The organism is Marinomonas sp. UCMA 3892 (assembly GCF_012726345.1).
Lineage (GTDB): Bacteria > Pseudomonadota > Gammaproteobacteria > Pseudomonadales > Marinomonadaceae > Marinomonas.
In genome coordinates, this window is record NZ_PTXN01000019.1 from 53,688 (window position 1) to 74,694 (window position 21,007).

Sequence of the window (21,007 nt, forward strand, 5' to 3'; positions counted from 1 at the left end):
TTTTGTTTTATTTTTTATATGGCATGCTACACCATTCTAACCATTACTTTTTATACTCGAAACAATAGAGAATAGTGTCAATACAATTCTGAGAATTGGCCTTTTTAGTACAATTAGAGAATAAAAATCGTTAGTTTTTGACGCGTAGATGGCAAAATAAACAACCTTAATGTTTTCTCACGGCCCCGTGACCTAATTCAGGAAAGAAGTAGAGTTAATGTATTCACTAAATAGTTTTTTTGTCACCAATATAGATAACGCTCATCTGGCTATGGGTGACTACAACTACCTACTTGTTGCTCTTTCTATATTGCTCGCCTCGGTGGCTTCTTTTTTTGCGTTACATTTTGCGTCCATTGCACAACATATTGTTATTGAAAAATACAAAAGTATTGCGCTTGTCTCAGGCTCTTTCATCATGGCTGGTGGCATTTGGAGCATGCACTTTGTCGGCATGCTGGCATTTAATATGGGACATGGAATTTCTTATGACCCATTGTTAACAGCCATCTCTCTGATACCCGCTATTTTAGCGTCTTATATCACTCTGAAACGATTTATTAGAAGTGACCTAAGTATCTGGCAACTACTCATTAATGGTGTGCTTGTCGGTGGAGGGATTGGCGCAATGCATTATATTGGCATGGCAGCCATGAAAATGGACGTTGAACTGAAATATGACCCAGCGTGGTTCTTAGCATCACTAGTCATTGCCGTTGTTCTCGCTTTTATTGCCTTATCGACTCATTACTATGTCAGAAAAGTTTGGGCTAATTTGAGTACTAAATGGGTCAGCTGCATCAGCGCGCTTATTATGGGGGCCGCTATTTCTGGTATGCACTATGCGGGCATGGCAGGGGCAAGGTTCATTTCATCCGGCAAAGCTGAAATGCATCACATACAAGACAGTACTAACGATGAGCTTTCGTTCGTTGTGGCAATCATCACTTTATTACTCTCCATTCTAGCTGCAAACATCGCTTCGCAATTACGTTACCGCCAACTGTTATTGGAAAAAACAGCCAGTGAAGTACGTCTAAAAACAACTTTAGACACAGCTGTAGATGGCATCATCTCCATAGACAGTTTAGGCATCATTAAAGAGTTTAATAAGGCAGCCACAAAAATTTTTGGCTGGCAGGAAGAAGAAATTATCAATCAGCACTTTGGGGCCTTATTTCCTCAAAAATACACAGACGAATTTAATCGTTCTTTAGCCGCATTTCGCAATACAGGCGAAGTTACCATTGCTGGAACAGAAAGAGAAATTCATGCAATCAACAAAACGGGGCATATCTTCCCCATTAGACTAGGTGTTGGAAAAGTTGATATTCCTGACAGCGACACATTATTTGTTGGTTTTATCACCGATATTTCAACTCGAAAGTCGCTGGAAGAAACCATCAAAAAAAGCGAGAAACAATTTAGCTCTTTGATCAAAAATATTCCCGGTGCCTCTTTTCGCTGTTTAATGGACGAACATTGGACGACTATCTTCGTGAGTGATGCTATTTACGATGTGACTGGGTGGAGTACATCTGAGTTTTATAGTAAAACAATTTCTTTTGCCAAACTTGTTCATCCAGATGATGAGGAAAACGTTGCTTCCACCATAAAAGAGGCAACGAACACACGTAAAAGCTATAAATTAGAATATCGCTTGAGACACAAGGATGGTCATTATGTTTGGGTGTTAGAAAACGGTTCGGTTATTCTAAACAAACACAGTAAACCTGAATGGATTGATGGTGTTATATTGGATATTTCACAACGTGTTGAAATGGAAGACGAGCTTCGTCAAGCCAAAGCAAAAGCTGAAGCTTCCGTAGAAAGTAAGGCTTCTTTTTTGGCTAACATGAGCCATGAGATTCGCACACCAATGAACGCTATCATTGGCTTTTCCGATATTTTATTAGAATCAGAAATCTCAGGTGAAAACAAAAAACATTTATCAATAATTAGTAAATCCGCTCGTTCTCTGTTGCACCTCCTTAACGATATACTCGACAGTGCTAAATTAGAAAAAAACAAACTTGAATTAGACATACAACCTTTTGTACTTGCCAACTCTGTAGATACAGTTATTTCAACTCTGTGGCTACAAGCCAGAAATAAAGGTCTAGAGCTAAACTTTAATATAGAAAAAGATGTTGCCGTAGCGTATTTAGGCGCCGAAGATCGTATCCGCCAAGTGCTTATGAATATTTTAGGCAATGCAGTCAAATTCACTGAAAAAGGTCACGTGACTTTAAATGTATTGAAACTACAAGATGGCAAAATACGCTTTTCAGTTACAGACTCAGGAATAGGCATACCAGAAGAACGTTTAACTCACATTTTTGATCCATTTACACAAGCAGATGCTTCCATGAGTCGTCGTTTTGGCGGCACAGGCTTAGGCACCAGCATATCTAAGCAATTAGTGACTCTAATGGGCGGCCAAATCCATGTAACTAGCGAAGCAGGAGTGGGCAGTTGCTTCTTTTTTGACCTACCTCTCACTGAAACTGAAGCGCCATCCGATACAAAAACATCTCAACTGTCTATTATCACTCCCAAAAAAATACTACTAGCAGATGATGTTGAACAAAATCTAACGCTGCTGACTATTTTGCTTAAACGACATGGCCATGCCATATTTTTTGCAAAAGACGGTATTGATGCTGTTGAACAATTTAAAATGATCAAACCTGACATCATTCTAATGGACATTCAGATGCCGAAGATGGATGGCTTAACTGCCACTCAAATTATCCGCAGCTATGAAAAAGAAAACCAACTTATTCACACTCCGATCATTGCCTTGACTGCAAACGTACTAATCGAAGATAAATTAGATGCCCAGCAAGCCGGGATGGATGGCTTTGCCAATAAACCCATTGATATTCAGGCTTTGATTACTGAAATGGCAAGAGTTTTAAATGAAGTTCCCATACAGATTGATCTGAAAAGACTTGATCATCAGAAAGTTAATCATAAAAATCCGCAAATCCACATGGATAAAGGGCTATCACTGTGGAACGACCTGCCTGTTTACATTACAGAGCTATCTAGGTTTGCAGAAACTAACGCAAATTTAGTCAATAGACTAACAACTCATTTAGACAACCAAGAATACCAAGAGGCTTACGCTTTAGCTCATGCTATAAAAGGCTCTTCAGGTAATCTTGCATTGTTAAATATATCTAATCGCATGGCGAGTATAGAGCGTGCCGCACAAACAAAAGACCATGATCAATTCTCAAAAAACGTGCAGTGTTTAGCTTCTTTATTAGCTTACTTTTTTGAAGAGTTACAGTTGTTAATAGAAAAATACAGTATTCACTCCGAGATATCAGATGCCTGCACCCAAAATGAATTTTCTACCACACAATTAATAGCGCTTATCGAAGCGCTTATTCTGTCCGCGAACTCAGGCGAAGTAGATGACGAAAACATCGCTTTACTTATTAGCAACGCCCCTCAATACATGAAAACACAAGCCATTGCAGCGAGTAAGGCTATCTCAAATTTTGAATTCGATAGCGCTATAAACAGCCTTACCAACCTAAAAGCATTGATGATACAGGAGCCGACCAAATGAGAATCGGAAGTAAACCTGCACCTCGCATCCTATTGGTTGATGACGAGCCGTCAAACTTACGAGTTCTAAGGCAAGTATTACAAGCCGCTCGATACCGTTTATCTTTTGCTCGATCAGGACAAGACGCATTAAAATTGGTAGAAAAAGAGCCGGTAGACCTCATATTACTCGATATCATGATGCCAAATATGACGGGCTTAGAAGTCTGCGAACGTCTAAAACAAAACCCCGCAACCGCTCATATTCCGGTGATATTTGTAACAGCATTGAAAGACAGTATCGATGAAGCAAAAGGCTTTGAAATTGGTGCAGTTGATTACATCGTCAAGCCCATCATACCAGCTATTGTCTTAGCTCGTGTTAAAACACACCTGTCATTAATTAGAGCGGATGAGTTGCTAAATACGCATATCGATTTGATCCAAAGGCTTGGGCGAGCTGCCGAATACAAAGACAACGAAACCGGCATGCACGTACAACGCATGAGCCGATATGCAAAAGTCATTGCTTCGGCATACGGCTTTTGTGAAGAATCAGCGGACGATTTAATGATGGCAGCACCTATGCACGACATAGGAAAAATAGGCATAGCAGACAACATACTGCTAAAACCGGGCAAGCTTACAGAAGAAGAGTATGAAATCATGAAGACACATGCTCAAATTGGTGGTGAAATTCTTTCTAACCCAAGTTCCTACCTTATCAAACTAGCCCACTCTGTTGCCATGACTCACCATGAAAAATGGGACGGTACAGGCTACCCAAACGGCTTATCTGGGGACAATATTCCTATTGAAGGCCGTATTGTTGCTTTAGTTGATGTATTCGATGCATTGACTAGCGCTCGCCCTTATAAAAGAGCATGGTCTACTGAAGAAGCGATGAACTACATCACAGAGCAAAGTGGAAAACACTTTGATCCAACGCTAATTCCATTACTCCAACAAGAGTTACCTAAATTACTTGAGATACAAAAACAATTTGCTGAATAACCTTAGTTTTTAAAAAATCATTATTGATCTGACCATTGAAAATTAAAAATTCGGCATTACTGATAGGCTATTCATGCAGAGCCTCTGCAACCTATTTTATCTGATCTAGTTTATGGAACGTTTTATGACTTCGCTTCACGATATTATTAACTCCACACTACAAAACAAAAACGTCGTCATGAAACAGCTAGATATCGGTGTTTTGCGAGTATCGGGGTTAGATGCAAAGAAATTCCTACAAGGCCAGACCACCTGTGACATAAACAAACTATCACAGGATAGTGGTCTGTATGGTGCAATCTGTAACATTAAAGGACGCATTATCAGCAGCTTTTATATCGTTCAGAACAACGACGACGTACTGATGGTAATGGCAAGAGATCTGGTCGAAAAAACTTTGCTACATTTAAAGAAATACGCAGTATTTTTCAAAACTGAGTTGGTCGATGAGCAAGATAACTTTACGGTTTATACAAAATTAGCTGCAAAAAACATAGAATCAGACTCAAATGTGTCATCTAATATTTTCGTAACCACTCAAGACAATGAAACCATCACATTGACTGTTAGCAATGAGCCATTAAAAGTTCAATTGCTTATTGCACCATCAAACCAAACCGCAATCGAAGAAGAGAACCCAGAATTGGCTGCCTTGGCAGTGCTTGCTGCTCGCCCACTTATTAATCTAGAGCAGAGTGAAACTATTTTGCCCCAATGGCTTAACATGCAAAGCACAGGCGGTATCAGCTTCACAAAAGGCTGCTACACAGGACAAGAAATCGTTGCTCGCATGCAATATAAAGGTAAGTCGAAAAAGCAGCTGACACTGGCAACTTGGCAGGGAAACCTAGACGTAACAAAAAACATTGTCGATGAACAAGGTAAGAATATAGGGCAAATATTCGCAGCCACTCACTTCCAAGAAACAAATTACGCGCAGGTTATTTTAAATATAGACCCAAGTGACGCAGAACAACTTCTTTTGGATAACAAAGCAATCACTTTACTTCCACTTCCTTACTCGCTAGATAGCAAGAAATAGAGGCGGTATTTGAAGTAGTTTATAGCGCCAGATAGGCGCTATAAACTTAGATTAGAATGGCAAACCAATCTGTGCATTACAATCTACTTTGCTCGTGTTTTCTATTGGCTCTAGTGCCCATTTTATTGGCTCCTTTCCAAGACCAACTAAATAATCATTCGCTTTTGAAAAATGCTGACAACCTAAAAAGCCACGATAAGCAGACAATGGCGATGGATGAACACTTTCCAACACATAATGCTTATCACGATCAATATGACGGCCTTTTTTCTGCGCATAAGACCCCCACAGCATAAACACAACACCTTGATGCTCGTTATTGATCAGCTCAATAATTCTATCTGTAAAAATTTCCCAACCTTTATTCTGGTGAGAACCTGCTTTGCTCGCCTCGACGGTCAATACACTGTTAAGCAATAAGACGCCTTGCTCTGCCCACTGCTCTAAAAAGCCATGAGAAGCAGGCGCGATCCCCAAATCCATTTCGAGTTCTTTATAAATATTCATCAATGAAGGAGGCACCTTAACGCCAGGTTTTACCGAGAAAGATAAACCATGTGCTTGCCCTTCTCCGTGATATGGATCTTGTCCAATAATCACTACTTTTACCTTGTTAAAAGGCGTCACATTTAATGCCGTAAAATATTCAGCTTCTGCAGGATAAAGTATTTTATATTGTTTCTCTGCATATAAGAATTTCTGCAAAGCCAACATGTAGTCTTTCTCAAACTCACCAGCTAAATATTCTTGCCAATCACCCGTTAAGTTCATCATTTAACTCACTTCATTCATTACGTTGCTTTCTGTTTCATGAAAAGGATTTAACGCGGGCGTCGCTTTAAATTCATAATAATATTGCAGCGACAGCTCATCTTCAGGTGTAACTAAGTGCTTCAGTAACAACCATGCCATTTCCCTTAACCCGTATGCTTTTACATACTCTTGGATAACTTCTAAAGACTTCTCTTTTGGAAGGTCTGATCGATAAGAGCCCAGCAATAAAGCTGTTTGTCTTGCATCTAAATTGTGAGATTTAACCACAACAGCTAGATCAAATAATGGATCACCAACTCCTGAGTACTCCCAGTCAATCAACCAAAGCAACTCACCATCCATTAATATATTTTTAGGATTTAAATCGTTATGGCAGAGTGCTGGCGATAAAATCATCTCTGGTGGCGTTAACTGCTTCAAAAGAGAAGTAAGGTAATCATATTCCACCATCAAACTAGGTGTTTCACAGCCATAACGTTGAATGCCATTCAAATAGTGTTTAATCACCTCAAACACATCATAGTGATGATAGCCCATTGGCAAACTATGCGCTGCCATCAAGGCTTGAGCAATTCTCGGTATATCTTTATCTTGATGGCACACAGTCCATTCAAGAGATGGCTGAGAGACAAATTGACAAGCAAAGCTACCGTCATCGTCGTGCCAAGCAACAGCAGGAGAAAGCCCTATAGATGCAGCATGTTTTAAGGTATTAATTTCTTCCGTACGATTAATATAAAAAGCTTTAGTATCAATATAGGGAATTCGCAATACAAAACGAGAAACTTGCTCCCAATGAATCAAATACACCTTGTTTGAAAAGCCTTCCTCAAATAAAGTAGTTTCAACCTCCATGGTGGCTGGTAATATGTCAGCCATTTTTACGAAATACTCAGATAGTATGGTCATTTTTAATCATTTTATTGCCAGAATTGTAAGTGGCTGTCAGAATGAACAACTGAACCATCCGAGTCAATAGTCAACTTTGAAGCAGATCAATGATTAAACACGAAGACATTATTCGTAAGATACAAGAACGACTGAGCACGTTAAGCAAATCCGAGCGAAAAGTAGCGGAAGCGATTCTTGCCGATCCCAAAACAACCATTCACTCCAGTATTGCGAAACTTGCCGCGAGAGCGGAAGTGAGTGAGCCTACGGTCAACCGTTTCTGTCGTAGTCTAATAGGTAGTGGCTTTCCTGATTTTAAAGTATCACTTGCCCAAAGCCTTGCGACAGGTACTCCTTACGTTAACTTAAACGTAGAGCCTGACGACGCACCAGGAGCGGTTACGGCGAAAATTTTTGAAGCCGCCAAAAACAACCTAACGAGGGCTCAGGATATTTTACCCGAGTCATTGATAAGCAGAGCGGTTGATGTGTTAGCACAAGCTCGCCGAATCGAGTTTTATGGTTTAGGTGCATCTGGCCCCGTTGCCAAAGACGCTCACCATAAATTTTTCCGTTTAAATATGCCGGTTGTTGCCTATACAGATATTTTGGTACAACGTATGGCTGCGGCTGGAGCGCATTCTGGAGATGCTATCGTAATCATCTCCTATACTGGACGCACCTTGCCATTAATCGAGACAGCTCGAGTCGCTCGTGAAGCTGGCGCTACCGTTATTGGTATCACTAATCCAGATTCTCCTCTCACAGAGCACTGCTCTATCGTATTACCGATTGAAGAAACTGAAGATACCGATATCTATACGCCAATGAGCTCACGTATTGTTTATCTCACCTTGATCGACGCTCTCGCGACTGGCGTACTTTTGAAGCGTGGTCCAGAGTTCAATGCGCACTTGAAAAAGCTCAAACAAAGCGTGCAAGATACTCGATTACCGAAAGTTGAAAAGAAATAATTTATCTCAATAAGGCACATATTATGTGCCTTAATTCTTTATTACATCTTTAATAAATTAGCCTAAATAAAAGATATTTATCCAAACAAGCCAATTTGTTTCACGCATCAGATTTTTTCGTAATTTTGTCAGAGAAATTTGAAAGATTATCCTATCACAGCCACTTAGAATCGCCACAGGTCTTGAAATATGTCGTAATGCGTTTCATTCTCTTTACGAGGATTTGATGATTTTTACATATTGAATCAATGGCTATCACAACAACGATTTAACAATTATAACTCTTTCGGGTGTGATTTAGACGCTGCTTTTTAAAGCGCCATCTTTCAATCAGTAGGTATTGCGGAACAGTGCAATACAAGGATGAATACTATCCTCTCTGATAAATAACCTTATCTATCCAAGGTTATTTCACCCGTGATAATTTCATTAGGGGACAACAATAATGATAGAAAGCAGCTATGCGATCAGCTTTACATTCCTAGCCTATCTAGTAGTTATGCTAGGAATTGGGCTGTACGCTTACAAACGTACCTCCAGTTCAGAAGACTACTTTCTTGGTGGACGTTCTTTAGGACCTTGGCCTACCGCCTTGTCCGCAGGCGCTTCAGACATGAGTGGCTGGTTACTACTTGGGTTACCTGGTTACGCTTTTGCCGCAGGCTTAGAGTCTTTCTGGATTGCTGGTGGCCTTTTTGTTGGAACATGGCTTAACTGGCTAATTTGTGCAAAACGCCTAAGAACCTACAGCATCAAAGCAAACAATGCACTCACGCTTCCAGACTTCCTATCCACTCGATTCAATGACAAATCAAAACTTATTCAAACTATTTCAGCTCTGTTCATTTTGCTGTTTTTCTTGTTCTATACAAGTTCTGGTTTAGTCGCTGGCGGTAAATTGTTTGAAACAGTATTTGGCTTGGATTACACCTATGCAGTAATTATCGGTACAGTATGTGTGGTTTCCTACACGCTGTTTGGCGGCTTTCTTGCCGTAGCTTGGACAGACCTTGTTCAGGGCTTGATGATGAGTGCGGCATTAGTGATTGTACCTCTCGTTGCTATTGATGGCGGCTGGTCTGAGCTGTCTAGTACTTTAATGGCAAAAAACCCTGAGTTACTAAACGTCTGGACTAACGTAAGTGGCGAACCTCTAACTACAATTGGTATTATCTCTCTTGTGGCTTGGGGTCTAGGCTATTTCGGTCAACCGCACATCCTAGCGCGTTTTAAAGCATCTCGCTCCAATAAAGACATCAAAACAGCTCGCCGTATTGCTGTCGTTTGGACATTCATTTCTATGGCTGGCGCATTGCTTATTGGTCTTGTTGGTATCGGCTTTATCGACACAAACCTAACAGGAGACTTGGCTGACCCAGAGAAGATCTTCATGATTTTGGTCAATGCTGTTTTCCACCCTGTTGTTGCTGGTATTCTTCTTGCCGCTATCCTAGCAGCGATCATGAGTACTGCCGACTCTCAATTATTAGTATCTTCTTCTGCGTTAGCTGAAGATTTTTACAAGCAACTATTCAATAAAAAAGCGACTCAAAAACAAATCGTCAACGTTGGACGCTTTGCGGTTGTAGCTATTTCTATTATTGCGTTATTACTTGCATTGAACCCAGAAAGCTCAGTACTCGGCCTAGTGTCTTATGCTTGGGCTGGTTTTGGCGCTGCATTTGGCCCAGCTATCCTTCTTAGCTTGTTCTGGCGCAACATGAACCGTAACGGTGCACTAGCAGGCATCATCATTGGTGGTGTGACTGTTGTAGTATGGAAACAGTTAACTGGCGGCATTTTCGATCTTTATGAAATTGTTCCTGGCTTCTTGTTCTCGACTATCGCTATCTTTGCGGTAAGCCTAGCAACAGGTGCTCCAGAAGAGTCTGTAACAGAATCTTTTGATGAATACGAAAAAGCACTAGATACAATGGACTAAGTAACAAGCTCCCCGAGCTCATTACTTCAGAAGGCCCGAATCTGTATGTAGATTCGGGCCTTTTTTATCTTTAAAATATAGATACTTGATTTGAATTAGGATGGCACTCGGTTGATGATCTATCGATACACTATGCGTAAAACAGAGAGCAAAAGGGTTAAAACAATAAACTAGAAAGGTAAATTTCAGGCAAAAAAATGGGGCTTGAAACAAGCCCCTAAACACCATTTACTAACAAATGTTAGTAGTCAGAGGAAAGGTTTAATCATTAAACAAGCTGCAAGCACCTTGTTCTGCGCCACTTACTAAAATACGTTGTGCGCTAAATAGTTCACGTCCCATACCTTGATGGGAATCGGTTAAATCTTGTTGTGCTGCTTCGCGTTTATTTAGCTCTTCGTCTGAGATCAACACAGACAAAGTACCTTCAATTGCATCTAAGCGGATCATGTCACCATCTTGAATCTTGGCAATTAAACCACCGGCCAATGCTTCAGGCGTCAAGTGAATTGCGGCAGGTACTTTACCAGATGCACCAGACATACGACCGTCAGTCACTAACGCCACTCGATAGCCTTGATCTTGCAAATTACCAAGGTAAGGAGTCAGTTTATGCAACTCTGGCATACCTAAAGCTTTTGGCCCTTGGAAACGAACAACAGCCACACAGTCACGTTTCAATTCACCACTAGCAATGGCATTAGCCAATGCATTTTGACTATGAAACACAGCAGCGGGTGCTTCGATAATTCGATTTTCATCTTTCACGGCTGATACTTTAATCACTGAACGACCAAGATTACCTTTAAGAAGCGCCAACCCACCTTCTTTACTGAAAGGGTCTTCGATAGGACGTACAACATTTAGGTCCAAACTTTCATCTGTACCATCACGCCACACAAGATTATCACCTTCTAAAAAAGGCTCTTTGGTGTAATGAGTTAAACCTTTACCCACGATAGTGTTTACATCTTCATGCAATAGACCACCTTTCAGTAATTGCTTAACCAGAAACGCCATACCGCCAGCCGCGTGGAAATGGTTAATATCTGCTTGGCCATTCGGATAGATTTTAGTCAGTGATGGCACAACTTTGGAAAGAGCTGAGAAGTCATCCCAAGTGATAATAATGCCAGCAGCACGAGCATAAGCGACAATATGCATAGTGTGGTTAGTCGAACCACCCGTTGCCAGCAAACCAACAATAGCGTTGACAATGCTACGCTCATCTACGATTTCGTAGAGTGGTCGGTAGTCTCTTCCCAATGCCGTAATCTTGGTAGATAACTGAGAAGCATAGTTAGTTAATGCACCTCGTAGTGGATCATCTGGATTAACAAAAGAAGAACCAGGAAGCTGAAGCCCCATAATTTCAACTAATAACTGATTTGAGTTAGCCGTACCATAAAAAGTACAAGTACCCGCGCTGTGATAAGAAGCTGATTCAGCTTCAAGTAACTCCTCACGAGTCGCTTGACCCTGAGCGTAACGCTGACGAACCGCCGCTTTAGCTGCGTTAGTAATACCTGAGCGCATTGGACCAGCTGGAATAAACAAAGCTGGCAAATGACCAAAACGCAGTGCAGCAATCAACAAGCCAGGAACAATCTTGTCACAAATACCTAAATAGATAGCCGCATCAAACATATTATGAGAAAGCGCTATTGCCGCACCTTGTGCGATATTGTCACGGCTAAATAGACTAAGTTCCATACCGTCTTGCCCTTGCGTAACACCATCACACATAGCGGGAACACCGCCAGCGAACTGAGCCACAGAGCCCATTTCTTTAACCGCTGCACGAATTTGATCGGGGTAATTTTCATAAGGCTGATGAGCAGACAACATATCGTTATAAGAAGATATGATACCTATGTTCGCTTCTTCCATTAGAGTCAGCTTTTGTTTATCTTGAGGTTGGCATGCTGCGAAGCCATGAGCCAAATTCCCACAGGACAATTTCCCTCTGTGTGGTCCTTGCTCTTGCGCTTTTTTCATATCTTTAAGGTATTGCTCGCGCAACACCTTGCTTCGTTCAATGATGTCGTTCGTTACCTTAGCAACAATCGGATTCATGCTTCTCTCCGTTTTTGAATTCAGTTATCTCAGCAAACAGCCTGACACTACAATATTATGTAATATTACTACATTTTTAATTTATTTCACGCCTAAAATAGATTAAAAATCGATAAAAACACCTTATTTTGTAATTTTTTTACAAAAACAATTCGAAAAATGCTTTCTGTCAGCTAAAATACTCGAACTTTTGTAACATAATTCTGTACAATGCTAGTCATAGATCAATAGATGATCAAAAAACAATCATATTGACAGGAATTTGTTACTAATCCTTGCTTAAAAAATTAGTTATGTAGTATTTTTACGTAAAGAAAAAAATTGAACGCGTGTTGTTCGAGTTCGAACATCATGCAACTTTCGCACTATGTTAGAGGTGAGTATGACGATTAAGGTAGCTATCAACGGTTATGGACGCATTGGACGCAATACGCTTAGAGCTTTGTATGAATCAGGCAAGCGTGATCAAATCCAAATCGTAGCGATTAATGATCTTGGTGATTCAAAAACCAATGCTCATTTAACGAAATACGATACTGTCCACGGTCGCTTCAACGAAGAAGTTACCTTTGATGAAGAAGCGCTTTATATCAACAAAGATAAAATCCGCACTTTCTCTGAACGTAACCCAGCTAATCTTCCATGGGCTGAGCTAGGTGTTGATGTGGTTTATGAATGTACTGGCTTCTTTACTACAAAAGAAAAAGCCAGTGCACACATTAAAGCAGGTGCGAAAAAAGTAATCATTTCAGCACCTGGTAAAGATGTTGATGCTACCGTTGTATATGGCGTCAACCAAGATGTTCTAACATCTGACATGACAGTAATTTCAAATGCATCTTGTACTACTAACTGCCTTGCACCTGTCGCTAAACCACTAAGTGATAAATTAGGTATCGAAAGTGGACTGATGACAACCATTCACGCTTACACTAACGATCAGCGTCTTTCTGATGTCTATCACGAAGACCTTTACCGTGCTCGTGCAGCAGCACAAAATATGATCCCAAGTAAAACTGGTGCCGCAGCCGCTGTTGGCCTAGTGGTACCGGAACTAGTTGGTAAGTTTGATGGGATGGCGGTTCGCGTTCCAACCATTAACGTATCTCTTGTTGACCTAACATTTTTAGCCCCTCGTGAAACTACCACTGAAGAAGTTAACAAAATCATTGAAGATGCAATCAAAGCGGATCCAATTCTTGCGCAGGTATTGCATGTAAACTACGAACCTCTTGTTTCTTCTGATTTTAATCACAGCACTTACACATCTAACTTTGATGCAACACAAACACGTGTTCAAGGTAAACTTGTGAAAATTATGGCTTGGTACGATAACGAATGGGGCTTCTCAAACCGAATGCTTGATAATACTATCGCATTAATGGCTGCTAAATAGTCAAAATACACGAAGGCTGCTGACGCAGCCTTCGTCGTCTCTTATACTTCATATCACGCTTTCTAATCTTTGGTATTTAAAATGACTCGTAGAACTAAAATTGTTGCCACATTAGGCCCTGCTTCCAGCTCCCCAGAAATGATCGAAAAATTAATTTTAGCGGGCGCTAACGTATTCCGTTTAAATTTCTCTCACGGTCAGCCAGAAGATCACATCAACCGCGCCGAAGTTGTTCGTGAAATGGCAAAGAAAAATGGTCGCCATGTTGCCATCCTTGGTGACCTACAAGGGCCTAAAATTCGCATCGCGCGTTTCAAAAACACCAAAGTTGAACTGGTAGATGGTGCAACCTTTATTCTTGATGTTGGTTTTGACAAGAACAACGGTGATGAAACTCGCGTAGGCATTGACTACCCACAACTAGCTAAAGACTCACAACCCGGTAACGTTTTGCTTCTTGATGACGGTCGTGTTGTTCTTGAAGTACTCGAAGTAAAAGGCCAAGAAGTTATTACTAAAGTCATCGTTGGTGGCGCTCTGTCTAATAACAAAGGCATTAACCGCCAAGGTGGTGGACTATCTGCTGCTGCGCTAACGGATAAAGATCGCGAAGATATTAAAACAGCTGCCGCGTTAAAAGCCGATTACTTAGCTGTTTCTTTCCCTCGTTGTGCAGACGACCTTCACGAAGCTCGTGCACTAGCCGAAGCTGCCGGCCTTAAAGCAGGCATCGTTTCTAAAGTAGAGCGTGCTGAAGCGGTTGCTGACAATGAAACATTAGATGCAATTATTCTAGCCTCTGATGCTGTCATGGTTGCTCGTGGTGACCTAGGTGTTGAAATTGGTGATGCAGAATTGATTGGCGTACAAAAACACATGATCAAACGCTGCCGTCAGTTGAACCGTCCTGTTATTACAGCGACTCAAATGATGGAAACCATGATTACTAGCGCAATGCCAACCCGTGCGGAAGTATTTGACGTAGCTAACGCTGTTTTAGATGGTACAGATGCGGTAATGCTTTCCGCAGAAACCGCGGCTGGCGCCTACCCTGAAGAAGTTATTAAAACCATGAATCGCGTTTGCTTGGGTGCTGAAAAGCAACCAGCAATCAATCGTTCTAAGCACCGTATCGATGTGACCTTTACTAGCATTGATGAAACGATCGCGATGTCAGCTATGTACGCAGCTAACCATTTGGAAGGCGTTAAAGCAATCATTAGCTTGACCGATTCAGGTACTACACCACTTCTTATGTCACGCATTAGCTCTGGTTTGCCAATCTATGCATTGTCTCCAAACCAAGCAACACTGAATAAAGTAAACCTTTATCGTGGCGTAACGCCAGTAGCTTTCTCTTCACAAGAATTTAACGTTGACACTATCGTTGCTGGCTTAGTTGACCATGTTAAGTCTCTTGGTCTAATCAAAGACGGTGATCTTGTGATTGTGACAAAAGGCGATCACTTGGTGAGCTACGGTACAACCAACATGATGAAAGTCGTAAAAGTCGGCGCTGTTGAGGAATAAGTCACAGTGAAGAGCAAAACGTTGCAACAAAAAACGATCACGACACCGGAGCGTAAAAACGTCGCTCTGGTTGCTCATGACAATATGAAGCCAGCTCTTATCGAATGGGCTGAAAAGCATAAAGAAAAACTAATCAAGCACAATCTGATGGCAACAGGTACAACTGGAAATTTAATGCAAAAGCAATTAAACGTTCCTGTACATTCGCTAATTAGCGGCCCTCTCGGTGGCGACCAACAACTTGGCGGTCTAATTGCCGAAGGCAAAATTGATGTACTGATTTTTTTCTGGGACCCTTTCGAGCCAATGCCTCATGATCCTGACATAAAGGCTCTACTTCGAGTCGCTGCCGTTTGGAACATCCCGATTGCTTGTAGCGTTTCTTCTGCCAATTTTTTGGTGACGTCACCTCTATTCGAAAACGAATTTGAACGACAAATCCCAGATTATGAAAAATACCTCCAAGAGCGACTCTAGTCGCTCTTTCTTTTTACACCACTTATCAAACAACTTAGATGTTTCTAGCTTCCTCAAAGCTCGCGGTTTTACATAAAATCGGCTATATTAGCCGCCAATTATTTTCATGCAAGAAATGTGTTAGGCCATATTTAGGCATGACAATCTTACTGACTAGATTCAACGCATCAGCCCCTCAGCACCACGTTGGACACAACTTATAGGAGAAGAGCTTTGCAAGCAGATGTAGCCCTAATAATGGGATCAAAAAGTGACTGGGCGACAATGGAAGGCGCCGCTGAAATAATGGACGCTCTTGGTGTAAGCTACCACGTCGAAGTTGTATCCGCTCACCGAACACCAGTCAAACTTGCAGAATTCTCAGAAAGTGCTGCAGACAAAGGCTTTAAGGTAATTATTGGCGGCGCTGGCGGCGCAGCTCATTTACCTGGCATGGTTGCCGCTCATACTCGTTTGCCTGTGCTAGGTGTACCAGTGCAAAGCAAAGCCTTAAATGGCATGGACAGCTTACTGTCTATCGCACAAATGCCAAAAGGTGTTGCGGTTGGAACACTAGCTATTGGTAGTGCAGGTGCTTTCAATGCGGGTCTATTAGCTTGTCAAATTCTAGCCATTTCTAACCCTGAACTTGCTAAAAAAATTGAAGCATTCAGAACCAACCAAACAGAAACCGTGTTAGCAAACCCAGACCCGAGAGAGGCTTAATCTATGTCAGTTCTATGGGTATTAGGAGCAGGTCAATTAGGCGCTATGCTAAAACAAGCAGGAACGCCGCTTGGCATTGATGTGCGTCCAGTAGATATTGAGTCAACCGAAACCTTAGCGTTAGCTCCAACTGACATTGTGACAGCAGAAAGAGAAGAATGGCCAGAAACCATCGCCACCAAACAACTTGCTACTCACAGTAATTTTGTCAACCTAGCCACCTTTCCACAACTTGCAGATCGTCTAACCCAGAAACAATGGTTAGATCGTCTTGAGCTAGCGACAGCACCATGGTTTCCGGTTGAGATTGACTCTTCTGCAACACACGCCTATGAAACATTAGGTGAACGCGTTCTAATGAAACGTCGTCGAGGTGGTTATGATGGCAAAGGTCAATATTGGTTAAAACAATCTGAGGGCATTGAGATACCTGAAGATTGGAAAGGCCAAGCTATTGCAGAACAAGCTATTAATTTTGATGAAGAAGTTTCCTTAGTCGGTGTTCGAGGCAAAAATGGTGAGACACACTTTTACCCGCTAACATTGAACCTTCACATTAATGGCATCCTATACGCATCCATTTCTCCATTAGAGCGCCTAAAGCCTTTGCAAAGCAAAGCTGAAGCAATGCTTAGCAAGCTTATGGAGGCTTTAGACTACGTCGGCGTAATGGCGATGGAGTGTTTCCGTGTAGGTGATGAGCTACTCATTAATGAGCTTGCTCCAAGAGTCCATAACAGCGGCCATTGGACACAAGCAGGTGCAAGCGTATGTCAATTTGAAAACCACGTACGTGCTGTCACAGGACTTCCATTAGCGCCAGCTGAAGTCAAGAATCAAAGCATGATGGTCAATTTAATTGGTGTCGATCTAAACTATGACTGGCTAAACGTACAAGGCTTAGAACTTTATTGGTACAAAAAGGAAGTTCGCCCTGGAAGAAAAGTTGGCCATCTGAATTTTTGTTCTGGTAGCTACTCAGTATTAGAGTCAGCATTAACAAAACTAGATCTTCCACAACCTTATCCGGAAGCTTTAGAGTGGTTAGCTAAAAACTTACCCAAGTTATAAATGCCCACCCAAAGTTAGATATCTCTTAACCTGACAACTAAATGCCGCTATCGTAAATGATAAGCGGCTTTTTTATTACTCAAACATCGATGTGAATTAATTCTATCCAAATAGATAAAAAATAAAAAACGCGCAGAAACGCTTTAAAAATAGAAAATATAATATTTTTGAACTTGTTTACTTTACAAAACTCCTTATTCTAATTGATCTAGCTGAAAACAGCTTATTCAATATAAGAAAAACAGTACATTTAGATACTGATAAGGAACCTTGAATGAACCATCTTGAACTAGACAGTTATGATTGGCGCTTACTTCGAGCCCTGCAAACCAATGCAAGACTCACCAATGTCGCTCTATCAGAGCAAGTCAACCTATCCCCTTCCCAATGCTCAAGAAGACTACAAAGACTCGAACAAAACAACTTAATTGAAGCTTACTTCACTCAACTTAATGCAAGTGAGCTGGGATTCCACGTAACTGCTTTTATAAATATTACCCTTGATAAAAGCATTAAAAGTTCAGATAAAGAGTTCAAAAAAGCCATTGAAGCTATTCCTCAAATATTAGAATGTTACTCAGTGAGCGGCGAAGCAGATTACTGGCTACGAGTTATTAGCGAAAATCTCCCCACTCTATCAATTTTTCTAAGTGAATCCCTTGCCAATCTACCTTACGTCAGAGACCTGACCTCAACAGTTGTCCTCAATCGCGTAAAACACGCACCATCAATTCCATTACCTGGTTAACCAAGAATACAAAGAAGCGACAGAACCTATATATAGTAAGGGTGTCGCTTTTTAGACTTCAGGTAAGCGAATAACCATATAGACTCCTGCAAAAGTAATTATCGAAAATACCAAAACAAGAGATGCTAAAGAGATAGAGTAAGTCAATAAACTAATACCACTCATGGCCAATAATATAAAACCAATAATAGTATTGCTCACTGATACATAGCTAGTTCGCTTATTTCCCTCACCCAAATTCACTAAATACGTTTTACGACCAATTCTGACACCTTGGTGAGCAACGCTTAAAATGAAATACAGAACAACAATGAGAAATGTAGTAAAGCTCGCCTCAGCAAATAACTTTACCGTTGAAAATAAAGCAACACCAGTTAACGCACTCAACAAAGAAGAAAATATCATCACTTTCCGACTAGAATAGTCTGAAAATAGCCCCCAAAAAGGAGAAGATAACAGGGAAGCCAAACCACTTGATAAGATAAATAATCCTAGAATCAGTACACCGTTTTCCGATCTTTGCTGTGCAATTAATACATAATAAGGAGCACTCAGAGCCGCACACAAAAATAACGAACGAGCAATGACAAATTGACGAAATACTGCGTCAGTTTTTAATAACCCTAGCTCTTTGAACACATCCCGAAATTTTGTACTTTTGTCTCCTACCTCGCTTTTAGGTTCTTGCACGAAAGAATAAATTAGACCAGCAAGAAGCCAAATCAAAGTAGCAGAAACAATACCCAGAACATAAAAGCTCGTATTACCCTCCAAACCTTCAAAGAAAAACAAGGTACAAATAGCAATGCCGATTGTTATCAAACCAGAAGCACTAGACGACCATCCTGTGACCCTTCCACGCTTTTCTTTCTCAACCGTTTTACCAAGCACATCTTTCGACGCTACAGAATTAAGCCCCCTCGCCACACTAAATACTATCAATGCAATAACAATTGCCCAGCCTGCACTTGCTCCATCTAGCAACAAAGCGGCGCCTCCCATCACCACCACACATAGAGATTGAATGAGGCTTCCCAATACCCAAACCCACTTTCGAACTTTCACTTTGTAAATAAAATGAGCAATTACTATCTGCGGCAATAAGGAACCAGATTCACGAATCGGTACCAACCAGCCCAGCAGGTACAAAGGAGCACCTAAGCTTTGCAATAACCATGGTAAAGTAACTTTCGGATTGATCAGAACATCACCTAAATTGATTAAAAACTGAGAGATAACCAACTTAACAATATTTATTTTATCTGTTTTCTTTTGTACTTCTTTATCCGGCATAACAACACTCTATTGATAACTTATTCACAGAACACCCACTAAAAATTGCCTCTAAAAAAAACAAAATAATGGCTAAGATAAAACATTTCATTTTAAAAATTTTATAGTTGTCTCATTAAAACCATAGGAACATACAACTAGCAACTTAAGGAAAAAAGGAAGCTGATTTATGCATAATCAGCTAAAACTCTTTTAGATTATCTATCCACAGAAAAGAAGGTCTGTTTAGCGGCACGACAAACAGCGACCTTTTAAACAAGTTTATTACTATCCAATCACAAACTAAATAAAGAGAGCAGATAAAATAAAACTTGTTCACATTTTTGTAAATAACGTAAATAAACCGTCACTGGATTAGCCAATCAGACATCGGCTAGATAGACTTACTTAACAATCAAAAAGATAATTAATGAGGATAGATGACATGGATTTAATTAGAATTTTATTTGCCGTACTTTTACCGCCGCTTGGTGTCTTTTTACAGGTTGGCATTGGTGGTGCATTCTGGCTAAACATATTACTCACACTACTAGGTTATATTCCAGGCATTGTTCACGCTGTATGGATCATCGCTAGGCGCTAACCTCAGCGCTCTCTAGGTGAAAAAGCACTGACAACTGACACTCAAACGCTGGACGATCATTAAAGGCGGCAACCTCAATGATATACACATTATTCTGCTTCGTCCCTCACTGTGCGCTGACTCATTCCATCTTTTGCATTGGAGTCACGCAGACGCGTTGAGCTTGCGAAACAGGCGCAAGCGAAAGCAATGACAAGATGACATTTCCCGCAGACGAAAAAAGCCCTGACAGTGTAGCTATCAGGGCCTTCTTAATATAAAGCTTGACGACTGATGCCGACTGTCACATGCGTGTCTTTGATAAAGAGCCCCACACGCATGTGGGAGCAATCCTATTACACCGCCTAAACGAAAAAACCCCTGACAGTGTAGCTATCAGGGCCTTCTTAATATAAAGCTTGACGACTGATGCCGACTGTCACATGCGTGTCTTTGATAAAGAGCCCCACACGCATGTGGGAGCAATCCTATTACACCGCCTAAACGAAAAAACCCCACCCTGCTTAGCAGGACGGGGTTCTTTTCAATATAAAGCTTGACGACGACCTACTCTCACATGGGATCTCCCACACTACCATCGGCGATGGCGCTTTTCACTTCTGAGTTCGGGATGGGATCAGGTGGTTCAACGCCTCTATGATCGTCAAGCAATTCGTTTTGCGTTTGTTTTGAGCTATGCGTTTATTGCATTGTCTTTCGACTTGTCTCAAAACACGCGAATACGTGCTTGGATCTTTAACAATTCATTTTGAAATAGAGATAACCAAGTATCAAACCGATGTTGTTTTCATCGTAATTCTATGTGTCTTTGTCATTTTGATGATCTTGAGCCTTCACTCTTCTCATCCAAAACCACTTTGGTGTTATATGGTCAAGCCTCACGAGCAATTAGTATTGGTTAGCTCAATGCCTCACAGCACTTACACACCC

The 21,007-nt window shown here is 41.0% G+C and carries 16 protein-coding genes and 1 rRNA gene; 12 read left to right on the top strand and 5 right to left on the bottom strand.

Going from position 1 to position 21,007, the window contains the following annotated elements:
- Window positions 1–217: 217 nt before the first annotated feature.
- The 3 genes from B6N13_RS20320 to B6N13_RS20330 all read left to right on the top strand — a co-directional run bounded on the left by B6N13_RS20320 (window position 218) and on the right by B6N13_RS20330 (window position 5,617).
- A complete protein-coding gene (locus tag B6N13_RS20320; protein WP_169460425.1) occupies window positions 218–3,583 on the top strand; it encodes an MHYT domain-containing protein in 3,366 nt (1,121 codons plus the stop codon).
- Window positions 3,580–4,575: a two-component system response regulator gene (locus tag B6N13_RS20325; RefSeq protein WP_169460426.1), complete on the top strand. Its 996-nt coding sequence runs from the start codon at window positions 3,580–3,582 to the stop codon at window positions 4,573–4,575. Before B6N13_RS20320 ends, B6N13_RS20325 begins: the two co-directional genes overlap by 4 nt.
- Before the next feature lie 124 nt (window positions 4,576–4,699).
- Window positions 4,700–5,617, top strand: a complete 918-nt coding sequence (locus B6N13_RS20330) for a folate-binding protein YgfZ (RefSeq protein ID WP_169460427.1) — start codon at window positions 4,700–4,702, stop codon at window positions 5,615–5,617.
- A gap of 51 nt (window positions 5,618–5,668) precedes the next feature.
- On the opposite strand, the gene ung is transcribed toward B6N13_RS20330, so the two are convergent.
- Window positions 5,669–6,391 carry a uracil-DNA glycosylase gene (gene ung, locus B6N13_RS20335; RefSeq protein WP_169460428.1) on the bottom strand — a complete coding sequence of 241 codons (723 nt, stop codon included), beginning with the start codon at window positions 6,389–6,391 and terminating at the stop codon, window positions 5,669–5,671.
- A complete protein-coding gene (locus B6N13_RS20340; protein ID WP_169460429.1) occupies window positions 6,392–7,300 on the bottom strand; it encodes a phosphotransferase in 909 nt (302 codons plus the stop codon).
- Between the two features lie 89 nt (window positions 7,301–7,389).
- Between B6N13_RS20340 and B6N13_RS20345 the strand changes: the two genes are divergently transcribed.
- The gene (locus B6N13_RS20345; RefSeq protein WP_012068799.1) at window positions 7,390–8,256 is read left to right on the top strand and encodes a MurR/RpiR family transcriptional regulator; all 867 of its coding nucleotides are present in this window, start codon (window positions 7,390–7,392) and stop codon (window positions 8,254–8,256) included.
- A 445-nt stretch (window positions 8,257–8,701) separates the two neighbouring features.
- Window positions 8,702–10,198 (top strand): sodium/proline symporter PutP, encoded by a 1,497-nt coding sequence (gene putP, locus B6N13_RS20350; protein WP_169460430.1) that lies wholly within the window; start codon window positions 8,702–8,704, stop codon window positions 10,196–10,198.
- Window positions 10,199–10,459: 261 nt separating this feature from the next.
- Here putP and edd read toward each other — a convergent pair whose 3' ends face one another.
- The gene (edd, locus tag B6N13_RS20355) at window positions 10,460–12,274 is read right to left on the bottom strand and encodes a phosphogluconate dehydratase (protein WP_012068797.1); all 1,815 of its coding nucleotides are present in this window, start codon (window positions 12,272–12,274) and stop codon (window positions 10,460–10,462) included.
- Window positions 12,275–12,656: 382 nt separating this feature from the next.
- On the opposite strand from edd, the gene gap reads away from it, so the two are divergent.
- From gap to B6N13_RS20385, 6 genes are all read left to right on the top strand, one after another.
- Complete coding sequence (gap, locus tag B6N13_RS20360; protein WP_169460431.1) at window positions 12,657–13,670, top strand: type I glyceraldehyde-3-phosphate dehydrogenase; 1,014 nt, start codon at window positions 12,657–12,659, stop codon at window positions 13,668–13,670.
- 81 nt (window positions 13,671–13,751) lie between these two features.
- A complete protein-coding gene (gene pyk, locus B6N13_RS20365) occupies window positions 13,752–15,200 on the top strand; it encodes a pyruvate kinase (protein ID WP_012068795.1) in 1,449 nt (482 codons plus the stop codon).
- A 6-nt stretch (window positions 15,201–15,206) separates the two neighbouring features.
- Window positions 15,207–15,677: a methylglyoxal synthase gene (locus B6N13_RS20370; RefSeq protein WP_212917937.1), complete on the top strand. Its 471-nt coding sequence runs from the start codon at window positions 15,207–15,209 to the stop codon at window positions 15,675–15,677.
- Between the two features lie 213 nt (window positions 15,678–15,890).
- Complete coding sequence (gene purE / locus B6N13_RS20375) at window positions 15,891–16,382, top strand: 5-(carboxyamino)imidazole ribonucleotide mutase (protein ID WP_048813927.1); 492 nt, start codon at window positions 15,891–15,893, stop codon at window positions 16,380–16,382.
- A 3-nt stretch (window positions 16,383–16,385) separates the two neighbouring features.
- Window positions 16,386–17,453, top strand: coding sequence for a 5-(carboxyamino)imidazole ribonucleotide synthase (purK, locus tag B6N13_RS20380; protein ID WP_169460432.1), 1,068 nt, complete (start codon window positions 16,386–16,388; stop codon window positions 17,451–17,453).
- A 274-nt stretch (window positions 17,454–17,727) separates the two neighbouring features.
- Complete coding sequence (locus B6N13_RS20385) at window positions 17,728–18,201, top strand: Lrp/AsnC family transcriptional regulator (RefSeq protein WP_169460433.1); 474 nt, start codon at window positions 17,728–17,730, stop codon at window positions 18,199–18,201.
- A gap of 51 nt (window positions 18,202–18,252) precedes the next feature.
- Here B6N13_RS20385 and B6N13_RS20390 read toward each other — a convergent pair whose 3' ends face one another.
- Window positions 18,253–19,494, bottom strand: coding sequence for an MFS transporter (locus tag B6N13_RS20390; protein WP_012068790.1), 1,242 nt, complete (start codon window positions 19,492–19,494; stop codon window positions 18,253–18,255).
- 424 nt (window positions 19,495–19,918) lie between these two features.
- Here B6N13_RS20390 and B6N13_RS20395 point away from each other — a divergent pair, with 424 nt between their 5' ends.
- Entirely contained in the window at window positions 19,919–20,077 is a 159-nt protein-coding gene (locus B6N13_RS20395) for a YqaE/Pmp3 family membrane protein (protein WP_048813926.1), read from the top strand.
- 533 nt (window positions 20,078–20,610) lie between these two features.
- On the opposite strand, the gene rrf is transcribed toward B6N13_RS20395, so the two are convergent.
- A 5S ribosomal RNA gene (gene rrf, locus B6N13_RS20400) occupies window positions 20,611–20,725 on the bottom strand.
- Between the last annotated feature and the right edge of the window lie 282 nt (window positions 20,726–21,007).